The sequence below is a fragment of the Bacillus sp. SDLI1 genome, from assembly GCF_001553895.1.
GTDB lineage: Bacteria > Bacillota > Bacilli > Bacillales > Bacillaceae > Bacillus > Bacillus siamensis.
The window spans coordinates 1,423,424-1,440,010 of the sequence record NZ_CP013950.1 but is presented as its reverse complement, the minus strand read 5'-3'; the positions used below and the strand labels follow the sequence as shown (position 1 = coordinate 1,440,010).

The 16,587-nt window shown below is 48.3% G+C and carries 12 protein-coding genes; all 12 read left to right on the top strand.

All coding sequences use genetic code 11. The features are described from left to right. The first annotated feature begins 11 nt into the window (after positions 1–11). The 12 genes from lpdA (at position 12) to cyoE (ending at position 16,554) form a co-directional block, all read left to right on the top strand. The gene (lpdA, locus tag AUL54_RS06715; RefSeq protein ID WP_060963315.1) at positions 12–1,391 is read left to right on the top strand and encodes a dihydrolipoyl dehydrogenase; all 1,380 of its coding nucleotides are present in this window, start codon (positions 12–14) and stop codon (positions 1,389–1,391) included. Positions 1,392–1,498: 107 nt separating this feature from the next. Beyond that, positions 1,499–3,307: a sigma-54-dependent Fis family transcriptional regulator gene (locus AUL54_RS06710; RefSeq protein WP_060963314.1), complete on the top strand. Its 1,809-nt coding sequence runs from the start codon at positions 1,499–1,501 to the stop codon at positions 3,305–3,307. 65 nt (positions 3,308–3,372) lie between these two features. Continuing rightward, on the top strand, positions 3,373–3,555 hold the full coding sequence (locus tag AUL54_RS06705) for a small acid-soluble spore protein H (protein WP_016936743.1): 183 nt from the start codon (positions 3,373–3,375) through the stop codon (positions 3,553–3,555). A 171-nt stretch (positions 3,556–3,726) separates the two neighbouring features. Next, positions 3,727–5,076 carry a maltose-6'-phosphate glucosidase gene (gene glvA / locus AUL54_RS06700; RefSeq protein ID WP_060963313.1) on the top strand — a complete coding sequence of 450 codons (1,350 nt, stop codon included), beginning with the start codon at positions 3,727–3,729 and terminating at the stop codon, positions 5,074–5,076. Between the two features lie 67 nt (positions 5,077–5,143). Then, on the top strand, positions 5,144–5,905 hold the full coding sequence (locus AUL54_RS06695) for a MurR/RpiR family transcriptional regulator (RefSeq protein WP_016936741.1): 762 nt from the start codon (positions 5,144–5,146) through the stop codon (positions 5,903–5,905). 16 nt (positions 5,906–5,921) lie between these two features. Further along, the gene (locus tag AUL54_RS06690; RefSeq protein ID WP_060963312.1) at positions 5,922–7,508 is read left to right on the top strand and encodes an alpha-glucoside-specific PTS transporter subunit IIBC; all 1,587 of its coding nucleotides are present in this window, start codon (positions 5,922–5,924) and stop codon (positions 7,506–7,508) included. A gap of 192 nt (positions 7,509–7,700) precedes the next feature. Beyond that, positions 7,701–10,028: a peptidase G2 autoproteolytic cleavage domain-containing protein gene (locus AUL54_RS06685; protein ID WP_060965067.1), complete on the top strand. Its 2,328-nt coding sequence runs from the start codon at positions 7,701–7,703 to the stop codon at positions 10,026–10,028. 296 nt (positions 10,029–10,324) lie between these two features. Next, entirely contained in the window at positions 10,325–12,058 is a 1,734-nt protein-coding gene (locus AUL54_RS06680; RefSeq protein ID WP_060963311.1) for an ABC transporter ATP-binding protein, read from the top strand. Then, entirely contained in the window at positions 12,039–13,856 is a 1,818-nt protein-coding gene (locus AUL54_RS06675; RefSeq protein WP_060963310.1) for an ABC transporter ATP-binding protein, read from the top strand. Before AUL54_RS06680 ends, AUL54_RS06675 begins: the two co-directional genes overlap by 20 nt. Before the next feature lie 175 nt (positions 13,857–14,031). After that, positions 14,032–14,436, top strand: coding sequence for a DoxX family oxidoreductase CatD (locus AUL54_RS06670; RefSeq protein WP_060963309.1), 405 nt, complete (start codon positions 14,032–14,034; stop codon positions 14,434–14,436). Between the two features lie 16 nt (positions 14,437–14,452). Further along, positions 14,453–15,310: a catechol 2,3-dioxygenase gene (locus AUL54_RS06665; RefSeq protein WP_060963308.1), complete on the top strand. Its 858-nt coding sequence runs from the start codon at positions 14,453–14,455 to the stop codon at positions 15,308–15,310. 296 nt (positions 15,311–15,606) lie between these two features. Next, the gene (cyoE, locus tag AUL54_RS06660; protein ID WP_060963307.1) at positions 15,607–16,554 is read left to right on the top strand and encodes a heme o synthase; all 948 of its coding nucleotides are present in this window, start codon (positions 15,607–15,609) and stop codon (positions 16,552–16,554) included. Positions 16,555–16,587 lie beyond the last annotated feature (33 nt).

Genomic DNA, 16,587 nt, shown 5'->3' with positions numbered 1-16,587 from the left:
GAGGTGAAGAAATGAAACTAGCCATTATCGGCGGCGGGCCGGCCGGATATGCAGCTGCCGTGACTGCCGCGCGGAGGGGAGCAGAAGTCGTTCTGATAGACAAAGGACCGCTCGGGGGCACGTGTCTCAATGAAGGGTGCATCCCGACAAAGTCGCTTTTGGAAAGCGCAAATGTGCTTGATAAAATCAGGCACGCAGATACATTCGGCATCGAACTCCCGCAAAACATTACACTCAATTGGGCCCGCATGCAGGGGCGCAAACGGCAAATCGTCAGCCAGCTCGTGCAGGGAATTCAATACTTAATGAAAGCAAATCAGATTAAAGTCATCTGCGGAACTGCTTCATTTCTCACAGATCAGACGCTGCTGATTGAAGAAGAAGAAGGCGCAAAAGACATTCTGGAAGCGGACCGGATATTGATTGCATCCGGATCTGAACCGGCGGAGCTGCCGTTTGCCCCTTTTGACGGCAATTGGGTGATCGACAGCAAAGATGCGCTTTCTTTGCAGCACATTCCTTCTTCTCTTCTCATTGTCGGAGGAGGTGTAATCGGCTGTGAGTTTGCATCTTTATTCAGCCGGTTTAAAACGAAAGTAACGGTGATTGAATCGGCTGACAGGCTGCTCCCGGCAGAAGACGGAGAAATCGCGGCCGCTTTTGAAGACTCTTTAAGAGAAAGCGGGGTTGATATTCAGACGAAAGCCGCCCTCCAGCGGATTGACAGAGAAAGGAAAACCGCCGTGTGGACACAAGACGGCAAAGAAATTGAGGCCAATGCTGATCACATTCTGGTTGCAATCGGCAGAAAACCGCGTTTGCAAAAGCTGAACATGGAGCAGGCAGGCATCCGGTATTCTCCGCGCGGCATTGAAGTCAATGACCATATGCAGACAAATGTGCCGCATATATATGCATGCGGCGACGCGGCCGGAGGAATGCAGCTGGCGCATGCCGCTATTCATGAAGGCATCACCGCCGCTTCGCATGCCACGGGAAAAGATAGTAAAGTCGATATGCGGGCGGTGCCCCGCTGCATTTATACATCGCCGGAAATGGCCGCTGTCGGACTGACGGAAACGCAGGCGAGAGAGAAATACGGAGACGTGAAAATCGGAGAATGCTCATTTTCCGCTAACGGAAAAGCGTTAATTAAACATCAGCACGGCGGCAAAATGAAAATCATTGCCGAACCGGAATTCGGAGAAATCGTCGGCGTGTCAATGATCGGGCCGGACGTAACAGAATTGATCGGCCAGGCGGTCATGCTGATGAACGGTGAAATGACGGCGGATATGTCAGAGCACTTGATCGCCGCGCATCCGACTCTTTCAGAAACACTTCAGGAAGCTCTGCTGAATGTCACCGGACTTGCGGTGCATTCCGTGTAGCCGGGATACCCTTTCTCAGACTGAGAAGGGGTATTTTTTATTGAAAGCGCTTTACTTTTCCCCTACAATATATGAAAAGATGGTCTGAACAGGGGGGAGCGGATACGATGAATGTCATTCGGAATGATTTTAACACCTGGAAGCGCTTTGTGAAAGAAGGCGTGCTTGATGAATCCCGTATTCAGAAGCGGATCGCAGCCTCATGGCACCGCTGCAAAAACGCCGACGTCAACCCTTATCTGGAAAAGGGGCCGAAGGTAATGCCGGCAGATCATTTAGAAAGGCAGGCCGAGAAGCATGCGTTATTTTTGGCGGCCTCGTCGCCGCACGCAGAAAAAATGAAGACGGCGATGCGGGAAATGGAAATGATGGTTCTCCTGATTGATGCCGACGGCGTTGTCCATTCAGTTAACGGCCACCCGCGCACCATTCATGAAGCAAACCGCATCAATTTCTTAAAAGGCGCCTGCTGGACGGAAACGGCGGTCGGCACGAATGCGATCGGGACGGCCCTTTATACGAATGAGCCGGTCATGATACACGGCTCTGAACATTATTCGCTCGCTTCCCATCAGTGGAGCTGTTCCGCCGCTCCGATCCGTTATGAAGACGGGCGGCTGGCCGGTGTCATTGATATTTCCTGCCCTGCCGCCCGCGCTCAGCCATTTATGCTCGGAATTGCTTCCTCCATCGCTTATACGGCGGAACGGGAGCTCGCCTTAAAGATGAAGATGACAGAACTTGATATGATCGGAAAATTTGAGGAACTCACCAAGTCTCATGAACCGATCGTGCTTTGCAATGAGATCAATCGGATTATCGCGGCAAGCCGACCCGTTCAGCATTTTACCGGGCATACGCTGCGCGAGCTTGAGGAACAGGGCTTTCAGATGAAGCAGGCGAAACGGGAGGAGAACGGCTTCACATGCTTTTATGTAACCAAACGAGAAGAAAAGCCGTCTTTTATATTTCATGGCGCGGCAGGCGAAAGCCCGTCATCCCGACATATGCTGCAGCAGCTGGAGCTTGTCGCCCGAACGGACGCAACCGTCTGTCTGACCGGAGAAACCGGTACCGGAAAGGAGGTTGCCGCCCGGGCGATTCATGACAACAGCTCCCGAAAAAACGGCCCGTTTATCGCAGTGAACTGCGGAGCGGTCCCCGAGAAGCTGATTGAAAGCGAACTATTCGGCTACACGGAAGGCGCCTTCACCGGAGCCAAACGGAAAGGACAGATCGGCGCATTGCAAAAAGCTGATAAAGGCACGCTTTTCCTCGATGAAATCGGAGAAATATCACACACCATGCAGGTCGCTCTGTTACGGGTGCTGCAGGAACGGAAGGTCACTCCGATCGGCGGGACGAAAGAAATTCCCGTTGACATCAGAATCATCACCGCCGCCCAAACTGATCTGAAACAGCTTGTCGAAAGCAAAAAGCTGAGAGAGGATTTATTTTACCGGCTTCACGTCTGTCCGATTCATCTCCCGCCATTAAGAGAACGCACCGAAGACATTCCCGGCCTCTTCTTTGAATTTCAGCGGAACCGCGGCTGGCCGGGAGAGCTTCCTGATGATTTTTTAGACATCTTAAAGAACCGCAAATGGCCGGGAAATATCAGAGAATTGTTTAATGTGTTTGAACGTCTGTCCGTCATGTTCCCGGACGGAAGACTGTCAGGGCGCCCTCTCCCATCTCTGCTTGAAGCGTCAGGCCTCACAGAAGAGTTTCAGTCTTTTAGCCAAGAAGAAGCGCCTCCTGTTTCCTTCCGAGAGCACATTCAGAAAAACATCATCGTAAACGCGCTTGAATCGGCAAAGGGAAATGTCACGCTGGCCGCCAAAATGGCGGGAATTCCGCGGAGCACGTTTTACAAACGCCTCAAAAAATTCAAACTCACCGCCGGACAATTGTAAGAAACAAGCATACTTCTCTTGGCTGCCGGACACGTTATGTGTGAGGCCTAAAGGAGGTTTGAGACGTGAACACACAGCGTGCGAAAGACATTGCTGAATCCGCTGCCATGGCGTATGTGACATATGAAGGCGTCCCGATTTATATTCAGCATGTCAACGAGGACAAGGAAACAGCCAGGATTTTTCCGATCGGAAATCCTCAATTTGAGCAGGAAGTGCAGCTTTCTGATTTACAAGAGCATTTTTGAGACACAGGTCTGCTGATCACAGCAGGCCTTTTTTGTTCCTGTGAGAATTTTCCCGCTTTTTGAGAAAAATAACTAAAAATGATTAAATGTTCTAACTCCCACAAACCCGGTACAGAGAAGCCGTTCTCATGATATAAATAAAATGTAAACGTTATCAGAGGAGGGCTTCACATGACAGACAAATCATTCTCAATCGTTATTGCAGGCGGCGGCAGCACATTTACCCCCGGAATTGTATTAATGCTTTTGAATCACCTGGAAGAGTTTCCGATCAGAAAGCTGAAACTTTATGACAATGATAAAGAAAGGCAGGAGCGGATTGCGGGTGCGTGTGAGGTATTCATAAAAGAAAAAGCGCCGGACATTGAATTTTTGGCAACTGATGACCCGGAGACGGCTTTTACGGATGTTGATTTCGTCATGGCGCATATCCGCGTCGGGAAATATGCGATGCGCGCGCTGGATGAACAAATCCCGCTGAAGTACGGTGTCGTCGGGCAGGAAACATGCGGGCCGGGCGGAATTGCATACGGCATGCGGTCTATCGGCGGCGTTCTGGAAATCCTTGATTATATGGAAACGTACTCGCCTGACGCATGGATGCTGAATTACTCCAATCCTGCGGCGATTGTGGCCGAAGCGACACGGCGCCTCAGACCGAATTCAAAAATATTGAACATCTGCGACATGCCGGTCGGAATTGAGGATCGCATGGCGAACATCCTCGGATTATCGTCAAGAAAAGAAATGAAGGTCCGTTATTACGGCTTGAACCACTTTGGCTGGTGGACGTCCATCACTGATCGAGAGGGCAATGATTTAATGCCGAAGCTGAAAGAGCATGTCCGTGAATACGGCTACGTTCCGAAGACGGAGGCCGAACAGACCGAAGCAAGCTGGAATGACACCTTCAAAAAGGCGCGCGACGTTCAGGCGGCCGATCCGGATACACTTCCGAACACATATCTGCAATATTACTTATTCCCGGATGATATGGTGAAAAAATCAAATCCGAATCATACGAGAGCCAACGAAGTCATGGAAGGGCGCGAAGCTTTCATTTTCAGCCAATGTGATATGATTACGCGCGAGCAGTCATCGGAAAACAGTGAAATTACAATTGACGATCATGCTTCCTATATCGTCGATCTTGCCCGGGCCATCGCTTACAATACCGGGGAGAGAATGCTGTTAATCGTTGAAAATAACGGCGCGATCGCAAATTTTGATCCATCAGCCATGGTTGAGATTCCTTGTCTCGTAGGTTCAAACGGACCTGAACCGCTCTCCGTCGGGAATATTCCGCAATTTCAAAAAGGCCTGATGGAACAGCAGGTATCTGTCGAAAAACTGACGGCTGAAGCATGGGAAGAGCGGTCATTTCAAAAGCTGTGGCAGGCGCTGATCCTGTCAAAAACAGTGCCGAATGCCCGTGTGGCAAGACTGATTCTTGAAGATCTGATGGAGGCCAATAAGGATTACTGGCCTGAGCTTGATGTAAGTCCGTCTCATATTTCCTGATGACAATCTTCCCCGTTTTCTTCATCTGTTATTCTATATAATAGAAAGAAAACGGGGGGATTTTGGGATGAGTCTTGAAGAACTGGTGAATCAGCATTACGCGAAATTAAATGACAACGATTTTTATATTTTAAAATATATATTGAACAATAAGCATACGTGCTACCATCTCGGTATCAATGACATGGCAAAAGCCTGCAATGTCTCTCGGTCTTCGATCCTGCGGCTCGCCCAAAAGCTCGGCTTCAGCGGCTACAGTGAATTCCGGGTTTTTCTGAAATGGGAGGATCAGCCTGAAGAAGGCGAGAATATGACATTTGAAAAGCTGCTGGATGATATTGAAGCCAACGTAAAATACGTAAAGTCAAAAGATATGACGGAGATGTGCCGGCTGATAGATGAAGCAAAACGGATTTTCGTTTACGGATCGGGCACGGCTCAAAGGGTGTGCGCCCGCGAGCTGCAGCGGATGTTTGTATCCCGGCGGAAGTATTTGATTTTAATACAGGACATCACAGAGTTTGATATCATGTGTGATGATTTTACGGTTGATGACGTATTCATCATTATTTCTTTATCCGGGGAAACACCCGAATTAATTCCGCAGGCAAGGACCTTGTCCGCAAAGGGAGTTCCGTTCATTTCAATCACCAATCTGAAAAACAACGTACTGGCGCAGACGACGCCGTATAATCTTTATGCGACCAGCAAGCCGGTGACGTTAAGCGATAAAACGGAAATTGTCGCATTTGCCCCGTTTTTTCTGGTGGGCGAAGCGTTATTCCGTGCATATGTTGATTATAAAGAGCTTGAAAATTTTGATAAATAGCGGGGGGTCACGTGAAATGATGCAAAAAGTCCAGCGCTTCGGCAGCGCGATGTTTGTGCCTGTTTTGTTATTTGCATTTTCCGGTATTATTGTCGGTCTGAGTACGCTCTTTAAAAATAAAACGCTGATGGGGCCGCTGGCTGATCCAGACGGGCTTTGGTATCAATGCTGGTACGTCATTGAACAAGGCGGCTGGACCGTCTTTAATCAAATGCCGCTCCTGTTTGCGATCGGCATCCCTGTCGCTTTAGCGAAAAAAGCGCAGGCGCGGGCTTGTTTGGAAGCGCTTACAGTTTATCTTACATTCAATTACTTTATCAATGCGATTCTGACGGTTTGGGGCGGGGCTTTTCATGTCGATATGAACCAGGAAGCCGGCGGAACGAGCGGGCTGACGATGATCGCCGGCATCAAAACGCTTGATACGAATATTATCGGCGCCATCTTTATTTCATCTATTGTCGTTTACTTGCACAATCGGTATTTTGATAAAAAACTGCCGGATTTCCTGGGGATTTTCCAAGGATCTTCGTACATCGTCATTATTTCTTTTTTCATTATGATACCGATTTCACTTGCGGTGGCCTACGTATGGCCGATGGTTCAGTCCGGAATCGGATCGCTGCAAAGCTTTCTCGTTTCTTCCGGGGCGGTCGGCGTGTGGATTTACACGTTCCTGGAGCGGATTTTAATTCCGACGGGTCTGCATCATTTTATTTACTCACCGTTTGTTTACGGGCCGGCTGTAGCTGAAGGCGGTATCGTCACCTATTGGGCCCAGCATCTCGGAGAATACTCCCAAAGCGTCAAACCGCTGAAAGAATTGTTCCCGCAGGGGGGCTTCGCGCTTCACGGCAACTCGAAAATCTTCGGCATTCCGGGAATCGCGCTCGCCTTTTACGCTACGGCTTCAAAGGAAAAGAAAAAAATCGTTGCCGGCCTTTTGATCCCGGTCGCTTTGACGTCCATTGTCGCCGGTATTACGGAGCCGATTGAATTTACATTCCTTTTTATCTCGCCGTTTTTATTTGCGGTTCATGCTTTGCTTGCCGCTTCCATGGCGACCGTCATGTATATGGCCGGCGTTGTCGGAAATATGGGCGGCGGTTTGATTGAAGCGGCGACCTTGAACTGGATTCCGCTGGCGCCAAGCCACGGTTTGACGTATGTATACCAGATCATCATCGGCTTGTGCTTTACCGCCATTTACTTTTTCGTCTTCCGCTTCCTCATTCTCAAATTCAACATCGCCACCCCGGGCAGAGAGAAAGAGGAAGGACAGGAAACAAAGCTTTATTCGAAAAAGGAGTACAGAGAACGGAAGCAGGCTTCAAAAGAAACAGCGGCGGCAGACGAAACACAGCGGGATACAGCTGCTTTGTATATTGAAGCGCTGGGCGGAAAGGACAATATTACAGAGGTCACCAATTGCGCCACCCGTCTCCGTGTCACTGTCGCTGATGAATCAAAGGTTAAAAGTGATGCCGATTTCAGAGAGCTGGGAGCCCACGGCGTCGTCAGAAAAGGCAAGGCGCTTCAGGTCATTGTCGGATTAAGCGTTCCGCAAATACGGGAGCGTGTCGAGAAAATATTGAACGGTTAAAATACTGCAGCAGACTATGTGCAGAATGGGAAGAGCGCTTGTTAATCCGGCGCTCTTTTTATGTTTTGAAAAAATGTATGAATTTGTCATACCTTTGCCACCTGTACATGCAGGAGTGAAAGTGGGAGATGCAAAAACGGAATGACTCCTGCGATATTTCAAATAGCAATTAAAAAATGGGAGGGCAAGATCATGACAAACTATACGACGTTTTTAGGACTGTACAAACCCGATAAAACTGAGGGGATTGAAGTTGAAAGCATTGCTCAAAACTTTGAAGCGATTGACAGCAAAATCGGTGCTGCCCTTAGCGATGGCACGTCAACTTATGAAAATTTAAATGAAAGACTTAAAATGTATGAAAACAGATTTGAACATGTGACAGAGCGAAACGTTATGGATTTTGGAGCTAAAGGTGACGGAGTAACAGATGATACGCAGGCATTTCATGATGCTATGGCCGACGGAGGTTATGTCGTAACGGTTCCTGCGGGTGTATTCAGAACATCCGGATTGTTTGTTCCGTCAAATACAATGCTTGTCGGAGCAGGCAAGAAAAGAACGGTCATTAAATTATTAGACGAAACACCGGTCGGCCATTCTGTTCTGACCAACAGTGATTATACGAACGGTAATGAAAATATTTACGTCGGCCATCTTACGCTGGACTGGAACAAGGATACGCGTCCTGCCGGCTGGAAGATTCCGAAGGGCCCTACTTCAAGCTGTTTGCTTTTTGCGAATGTTGACTATTCTTTTGTCGAGCATGTGTTTGCGAAGAACGCCGGCCTGCATGGCTTTGATTCTACAAGCCCGAACTATAACAGACATGGAGAAATGGACGACCCCACTTATTATCAGCCCAACGGCTGTAACTTTGTAACGTTCTCTCATTGTGAAGCAACAGGGTCCGGCGATGATAACTTTACTTGTCATTTTGGGAAACACACGACTTTCAGTCATTGCCTCTCTTACCATCCAATGGGGCTAAACGACGGAACTTCTAACACGAATTGTTTTGAAATTGATGACGGCTCTCAAGACGTAATGATTGATAGTTGTATCTCAATTGGAGGAGTCCGAGGCTTTGAAATTAAAGCACACGGTTATGCACCGGCTGCGAAGAGAGTACAGCTTGTTAATTGTCGCGCATACGAAAATGCCATTGGATATAGCATTCGCCATATCGGTCACCACACAGCAAGCGATCCTCAGTCAGCGACAGCACATGATGTGCAGCTCGCGAATTGTATCTCATATAACCCTAAACCAAATGATCTATACAAAGGGGCGGGTCCAAACGCGTTGCAAATCTCCGGATATGATGGTGTGAGCGTTGTGAATTTCCATGCTATTTGTGATGACAGTTCAATTGATTATAAGGGGAATTCGGTAGTCAGCGTATTTTATAAAGGACGCTTAATCAGTCTAAAGAATATAACCATCCGCGGATTTAAAACTGCAGACAACGACTTATATATTGTCGGCGGGGATAACTCAGTAGGGAAAGTGATGGTGGATGGTGTCACATTGATTGACTCCGGAAAAAAAGGAGTTGCATTCGGCAGCGGAATGTACGAGTCTGTTGTTAGCAATGTTTGGGGACAGAGATCTCCAAAAAATAATAGCGGGACAGTTGGAATTTATTCCTCAGATCCAGACCTTAATGTATCCAATTGTGATTTTTCAGGTTATGAAACTGACTTTAACATTGGAGGAGCAGTCACTCCTTATTTCTTATTTAAACATAAAGGAAGCGGAGTCATTGGCTCCCGTGAATCTCATGCTACAGGGAACAATAATTTTGTGGCTGGTTCTGTTCGGGGAAGAGCGGCCGGAGCGGCACAATCTTCAGTGCTTTCTTCGTACAATACAATTAACCCGAATTCAGATTCTGTAGCACTTGGCTGGGGTGCCGGCAGTACTCCGTCATCAGCCAACAGAAAAATTGAGCTTCACGCAAAAGAAGGAACAATTAAGGCTTCCGGAGGCGTAACAGGTTCCTCGACATTCTCTGACTACGCCGAGTATTTTGAGAGCCTGAGCGGGGAGAAAATTCCGACGGGAACACTTGTCACACTTGAAGGTGATAAGATCAGACCGGCTGAAAAGGGTGATCTCATGCTTGGGGTTATTTCCGAGACTGCCGGAGTGATTCTCGGTGAGTCGAGTTTTCACTGGTCGGGCCGATACGTAAAGAATGAGTTTGGCGGCTATGTTTATGAAGAACAGAAAGATGCGAACGGCCATACGGTCATGGCGCCAAAAGAAAATCCGGACTTTCGCCCTGAAGAAGACTACACTTCAAGACAAGAAAGAGACGAGTGGAACATTGTCGGGCTTATCGGTCAGGTATATGTCAAATGCGATGAGACTGTGAAAGCGGGAGATTTTATTCATGCCCATAACGGGATTGCAGCAAAATCCGACGCTCCAAACCAGCGCTGGCAGGTCATGAAAGTGATCAAAGAGTTTGATGCCGATAAAGGATTCGGGGTCGCTCTCGTTTTTATTCGTTAAATGAAATGACAAAGCATAAATGACCATCCTGAATAGCGGACGCCTTTTTAAAGGCTCCGCTCATTCATTCTAAAATCAGGGCTCCGGTTCAGGAGCTGGTAAAAAGAAAAGATAAGACAGCCTCCATATATCTGCATCCCTCATTCCTTCAATTTTGATCTTCAATGATTTCCGTTTTTTCTTCACAAAGTACATAATAAAAGGTGCGGGTTCAAGGGTTAATCCTTTATTCATTTAAGACAAACAAATAAAATAAATATACATACATACTGAACAAAGAATTTGGAGGCTTACACATGTCAAAGGCTTTATCATATGTAAAACCGTATTCTCTGTTGGCGGGAATCGCTCTGTTTTTCATGCTCATCGAGCTTGCAGTAGAGCTGATACAGCCCCTGCTGATCGGGAAAATCATCGATGAAGGAATTTTAAAGCAGGAGCTCGGAACGGTCTGGCTGTGGGGCGGCGTGATGATCGGACTGACTGTTGTTTCATTTGCATCGGGCATATTAAATTCGTTCTACTCCGCCCACATCAGCCAAAGCTATGCGTATGATACGCGAAAAGGGCTATTTCAAAAAATCCAGTCCTTCTCCTATTCGACGTTTGCGCAATTCTCGTCCACATCGTTTATCACCCGGCTGACAAACGATGTGACGCAGGTCCAAAATATGCTTTTCATGAGTCTCCGGTTTATGCTTCGGGCGCCGTTAATGATCGCGGGCGGCATTATTCTCTCGCTGACCGTCAATGCGAAACTCGGTTTTTTTCTGCTGATCACGGTGCCGATTTTGCTTTTGTTTTTGCTGTGGGTGCTGAAAAGAGGCGGCGCGCTGTTTCGGTCTGTCCAAAAGCGGCTTGACCAGGTCAATACGATCATGCAGGAAAACCTGACGGCGATCAAACTGATTAAAGCGCTTCTCCGTGCAAACCACGAAGTGAAACGTTTTTTGAAATCGAATACGAAGCTGATGGAAAAAACAGTATCCGCCTTTCGTCTCGTGGAAGCGGCGATGCCGATCTTAATGCTGCTGATGAACAGCTGCATTTTGTTTATCTTATGGTTCGGCGCCAAAAGCATTGACCAGGGAGGGGCGCAGGTCGGAGATATCGTTTCCGTGATTAACTATGCGACGCGGATTACAGGCGCGCTGTCCGTCCTGCCATTTCTCATTATGGTATTTTCCCGGGCGAAGGCTTCCGGAGAAAGAATCGGCGAGGTGCTGGAAACAGAAGGCGGCGAGGGAACGGGACATGACCCGGCACAAGCGCTTGCAGGCGAAATTGAGTTTCGCGAAGTGTCCTTCCGCTATCCGGACATGGAAAAAGACGCGCTGCATCACGTTTCCTTTTCTGCCAGCCCGAAAGAAACGGTTGCCATTATGGGCGCGACAGGCTCAGGAAAATCAACGCTCTTTCAGCTGATTCCGCGCCTGTACACGGCTGATTCAGGCAGTATTTTCATAGACGGAAAACCGATCGGTGAATTCTCCGCTCACGGGCTGCGCAGGGAAATCGGCTATGTTCCGCAGGAAGTGCTCCTGTTTTCGGGCACAATCCGTGAAAATATCGCCTGGGGGCGGGAGGATGCTTCACTAGATGAAGTAATAGAAGCAGCCAAAGACGCGCAAATCCATGAAACGATTATGAAGCTGTCAAACGGATACGACACGGTGCTGGGACAGCGGGGCGTCAATTTGTCAGGCGGGCAGAAGCAGCGCATTTCCATCGCGCGCGCTTTTATCAGAAAGCCGTCCCTCCTGCTGTTAGACGACAGTATGAGCGCGCTGGATCTTCAGACGGAAGCAAAGCTTTTAAAAGCGATCAGATCATATGAATGCACGACACTGATTATCACGCAAAAAATAACGACCGCAATGAAGGCTGACACCATCTTATTGCTTGAAGACGGCGAACTGCTGGCAAAAGGCACGCACCAAGAGCTGATGGCAGAGTCTCATTTGTACCGGCAGATTTATGAATCCCAATTCGGAAAGGAGAGAGCTGACAGTGGAGAAAGACATTCGTAAACCTTTCCGTTATCCGAAAATACCGCTCAAATCGAGTGAAGGCGGCAGAAAACGCGCGAAAGCAAAAGATGCAAAAGGCACGCTGCGCAGAATCTGGTCGTATGTAGCAGAGAAAAAAGGGCTATTGACTCTTGTGATTATCATGGTAGTCATAAGCGCCATATTCGGCCTCCTCGGACCGTTCGTCATCGGGAAAGCGATTGATCATTTCATCGTCGGACGGACGACGGACGGATTGGCGGGTGTGCTGTTCATACTGTTTGGGATTTACCTCGTGCAATCATTGTCCTTATGGTTTCAAAACTATTGGATGATCAATATCTCGCAAAGCACCGTGTTTAAAATGCGGAGCGAGCTGTTTACCCATCTGCATGAGCTGCCGATTCCGTTTTTTGATAAACAGCGGCTCGGCGACTTGATGAGCCGGGTCACCAATGATATTGAAAATGTCAGCTCCACTTTAAATACATCCGTCATTCAGGTGCTCTCTAGCGTCATTACATTCGCAGGCACAATCGCCGTGATGCTGTACATGAGCCCGCTTTTAACATTGATCACGCTTTTGATCATTCCGATCATGTTTTTAAGCATCAAATGGATCACCAACCGGACGGGACTCCTGTTTAAGCAGCAGCAGAAAAACCTCGGCGAGCTGAACGGTTTTATTGAAGAGTCGGTATCAGGAGCGAAGGTCATTAAAGCCTACTCCAGAGAAGACCGCGTCATGGAGCAATTTTTAGAAAAAAACGCGGCGTTAAAATCATCAGGGTTTTGGGCGCAGACAATTTCGGGATTCATTCCGAAAGTAATGAACTCTTTAAACAATTTAAGCTTTACGATTATAGCGGCGGTCGGCGGGCTGTTTGCGCTGAAAGGGTGGATTTCGATCGGTTCCATTGTCGTATTCGCCGAATACTCGCGGCAGTTCACCCGCCCTTTGAATGATTTAGCCAATCAGTTCAATACGATGTTATCGGCAATCGCCGGGGCTGAACGGGTGTTTGACGTGCTTGATGAAAAAGAGGAGAGGGAAGATGAAGAGCATGCGGCGCACCAGCCGATCAAAACGGGTGACATCGAATTCCGCGATGTCTCCTTCGGCTATCAGGAAGACAGCCTGATCTTAAAACATCTGTCCTTCAGCGTTCCGAAAGGGCAGTCAATCGCCTTCGTCGGTCCGACCGGAGCGGGTAAAACAACCGTTACGAGCCTGATCGCCCGTTTTTATGAGCCGAATGAAGGAAAAATTCTCATTGACGGAACGGACATCAAAAAACTGACAAGATCCAGTCTGAGAAAAAACATGGGGTTTGTTCTGCAGGATTCATTTCTCTTCCAGGGCACCATCAGGGAGAACATCCGCTACGGCCGGCTGGATGCTTCTGACAAAGAGGTGGAGGAAGCCGCAAAAGCCGCCAATGCCCACGGATTCATCGAACGGCTCCCGAAAGGCTATGATACCGTCCTTACCCAAAACGGCGCGGGCATCAGCCAAGGACAAAAGCAGCTCATTTCCATCGCGAGAGCTGTGCTCGCGGACCCGATTCTGCTCATTTTGGATGAAGCGACGAGCAACATTGATACAGTGACCGAAGTGAAAATACAAGAAGCGCTCGGCCGTTTAATGGCAGGCAGAACGAGCGTCATTATTGCTCACAGGCTGAACACGATTCAAAAAGCCGACCAGATTCTTGTGCTGAAAGACGGCGAAATGGCTGAAAAAGGAACCCATGCCGAACTTCTCAGCCAGAAAGGTTTTTACCAAGAATTATATGAAAGCCAGTTCCGGGAATCGTAAATATCGTAAATAGGGACAAAGACCTCCGACAGAGTGCGGAGGTCTTTTTTTATGCGGATAAATAGTACTTTTCAGTTATTTTCGTGAAATGTAACGAAATTACTTGACGTAAATAAGTTATGTATATATACTAGCTTACATAAAGTAAGTGATAATAATTTTCAAGGAGGATTTTATGAATAAATCATTCGAAACAGGAACACTGCTTTTAAGGGTTGTAACAGGTATTATCTTTTTTGTACACGGTTTATCCAAGTTCCAAGGATTAGAAGGCACCACACAATTTTTCCAAAGCATCGGGCTTCCGGCGTTTATGGTCTATGTCATCGCAACGATTGAGCTTGTCGGCGGGGTTCTGATCTTTTTCGGCTTGGCGACGCGCATAATCGGCGTTCTGTTTGCCCTTACATTAGTCGGCGCCATCTTTACGGCGAAGCTTTCCTCCCCATTTATGGGCGGCTCGGAATTTGATTTCATCTTACTGGCGGCATCTATTCACTTAGCGCTTTCAGGAAGCCGTCTGCTTTCATTGGACCAGCTCCTTTTCAAATCAAAAAAGGGAGAAACTTTTTCAGCATAAGAAAGAAGGCGTTCAAATGACCGGCATTCATCAAGATACAGCAATCGGTTATGTCAAATTGACCATCAAAAATTTGGAACGGTCGCTCGACTTTTACCAAAATGTGATCGGCTTTCAAGTCATCTCGCAAACCGATCGTTCCGCAGAACTGTCAGCAGACGGAAAACGCGTCCTGCTGATGCTTGAAGAAAATCCAAGCGCCGTCATTCTACCGGAGCGGTCTGTCACCGGCCTGTACCATTTCGCGATACTTCTGCCTGACCGGAAAGAACTCGGCATCGCATTGGCCCGGCTGATTGAAAACGGCATCGCGCTCGGTCAGGGGGATCACGCGGTCAGTGAGGCTCTTTACCTGTCTGATCCGGACGGAAACGGCATTGAAATATACGCCGATCGTCCCCGCAGCACGTGGCAGCGCGATGCAGAGGGCAATTACGTCATGCAAACGGCGCCAGTCGATGTGGACGGGCTTTTGAAAGAAGCCGGAGCTGAACGGAAAAGCCGTCTCCCGGAAGGAACCGTAATCGGTCACATCCATCTCCATGTGACGGATTTACAGGAAGCTAAAGCTTTTTATACCGATATCCTCGGTTTTGACATTGTCGGCAATTACGCCGCCATGTCCGCCCTGTTTGTTTCAGCGGGAGGGTACCACCATCACATCGGCCTGAATATATGGGCCGGAACACATGCGCCGCCGAAACCGGGAAACGCAAGCGGACTGGATTATTACACCATCGTGCTTCCGCATCAAAAAGAGCTGTCACGTGTGACAAAAGCGCTGACCGATGCCGGCTTTGAGATTGAAGAAAAACAAGCGGGCATATTCGTCAAAGACCCTGTGTCAGGGGCGGATATCGCATTTACATTGTAAGAAAGAAACCTTGCCGTCTGCCGGCAAGGTTTTTTATTCTGCTAAAGTGTTCTCGAAAGAGAGCGAAAATCACAGTGACGCGCAAAAATGGCGCCTGGAGCCCGCCATCGCCGGCCCGCGCTCAGAACCTCCGCTGAATTGAAAACTGTGTACGTCCGGCAAGAGCCGAAAGCCGCATTCGGTCAGAAGATGCGGCTTTTCGTATACTATTTACAATTTTGTGAAAAGTAACCGGCATGAATTGAACTTCCTTATTCTTCCTGATATGATAAGCCGAAAAAGGAGAACCTGAACTGATGAATTCTAATGCAGCACAGACGGAACAGCCGATGAAGCATAATAAAAACCGGGTGACGGTCAAGGACTTTATCATCCTTGCCAAACCGGGGATTATCATCTCGAATTCACTTGCCGCATTGGGCGGATTTTGGATCGCGTGGCTTCAGTCAGAAAGGACGGGCGGAGGGCCCGGTATATTTGCTGCTATGACGATCGCCATGATCGGAACGGCGCTTGTCATGGCATCAAGCACTGTTTTTAATAACTTCTTTGACCGCGGCATGGATGCAAAGATGGCGCGAACCCGCACCCGCGCAAGCGTCACGGGGAAAATACCGCCGCCGGTCATGATCCTGTACGGCATCTGTCTCGGCGCATGCGGATTCATCATGCTTGCTGCGCTTAATGTACTGACTGCCGTTCTTGGCCTGCTTGCGTTTTTGCTGTATGCCGTCGTTTATACGCTTTGGTTTAAAAGACAATCCGTCTGGAGTACATTTGTCGGCAGCTTTCCGGGAGCCGCTCCGCCCTTAATCGGTTATTGCGCGCTGGCCGGGTGTATTGATATGCCCGCGATTTTGTTATATGCGATTATGTTTTTGTGGCAGCCGCCGCATTTTTGGGCGATCGGGATCAGGCGAAAGGAAGAGTATCGTGCCGCCGGTATTCCGCTTTTGCCGATTGTAAAAGGCAACCGCGTCACAAAAATGAAAATGCTGCGTTACATCGCCGTTCTGACTGCGGTTTCGCTGCTCGTTCCTTTCTATATAGATGTCAGCCCGCTTTATACCGCGTCCGCTCTTCTGCTCGGAGCCATCTGGCTGTACCGGAGCGTCAAAGGTTTTCAGGCGGCGGATGACACGCAATGGTCGAAGGGGATGTTTTTGTATTCGATTGTATATTTCAGCCTGCTTTTTCTTATTTTAATGGCTGATTCGTTGATCACGGCGGTTCTCAGTACGTAAACAGGCGGCTTATAGATACAGAGCCGCCCGTTT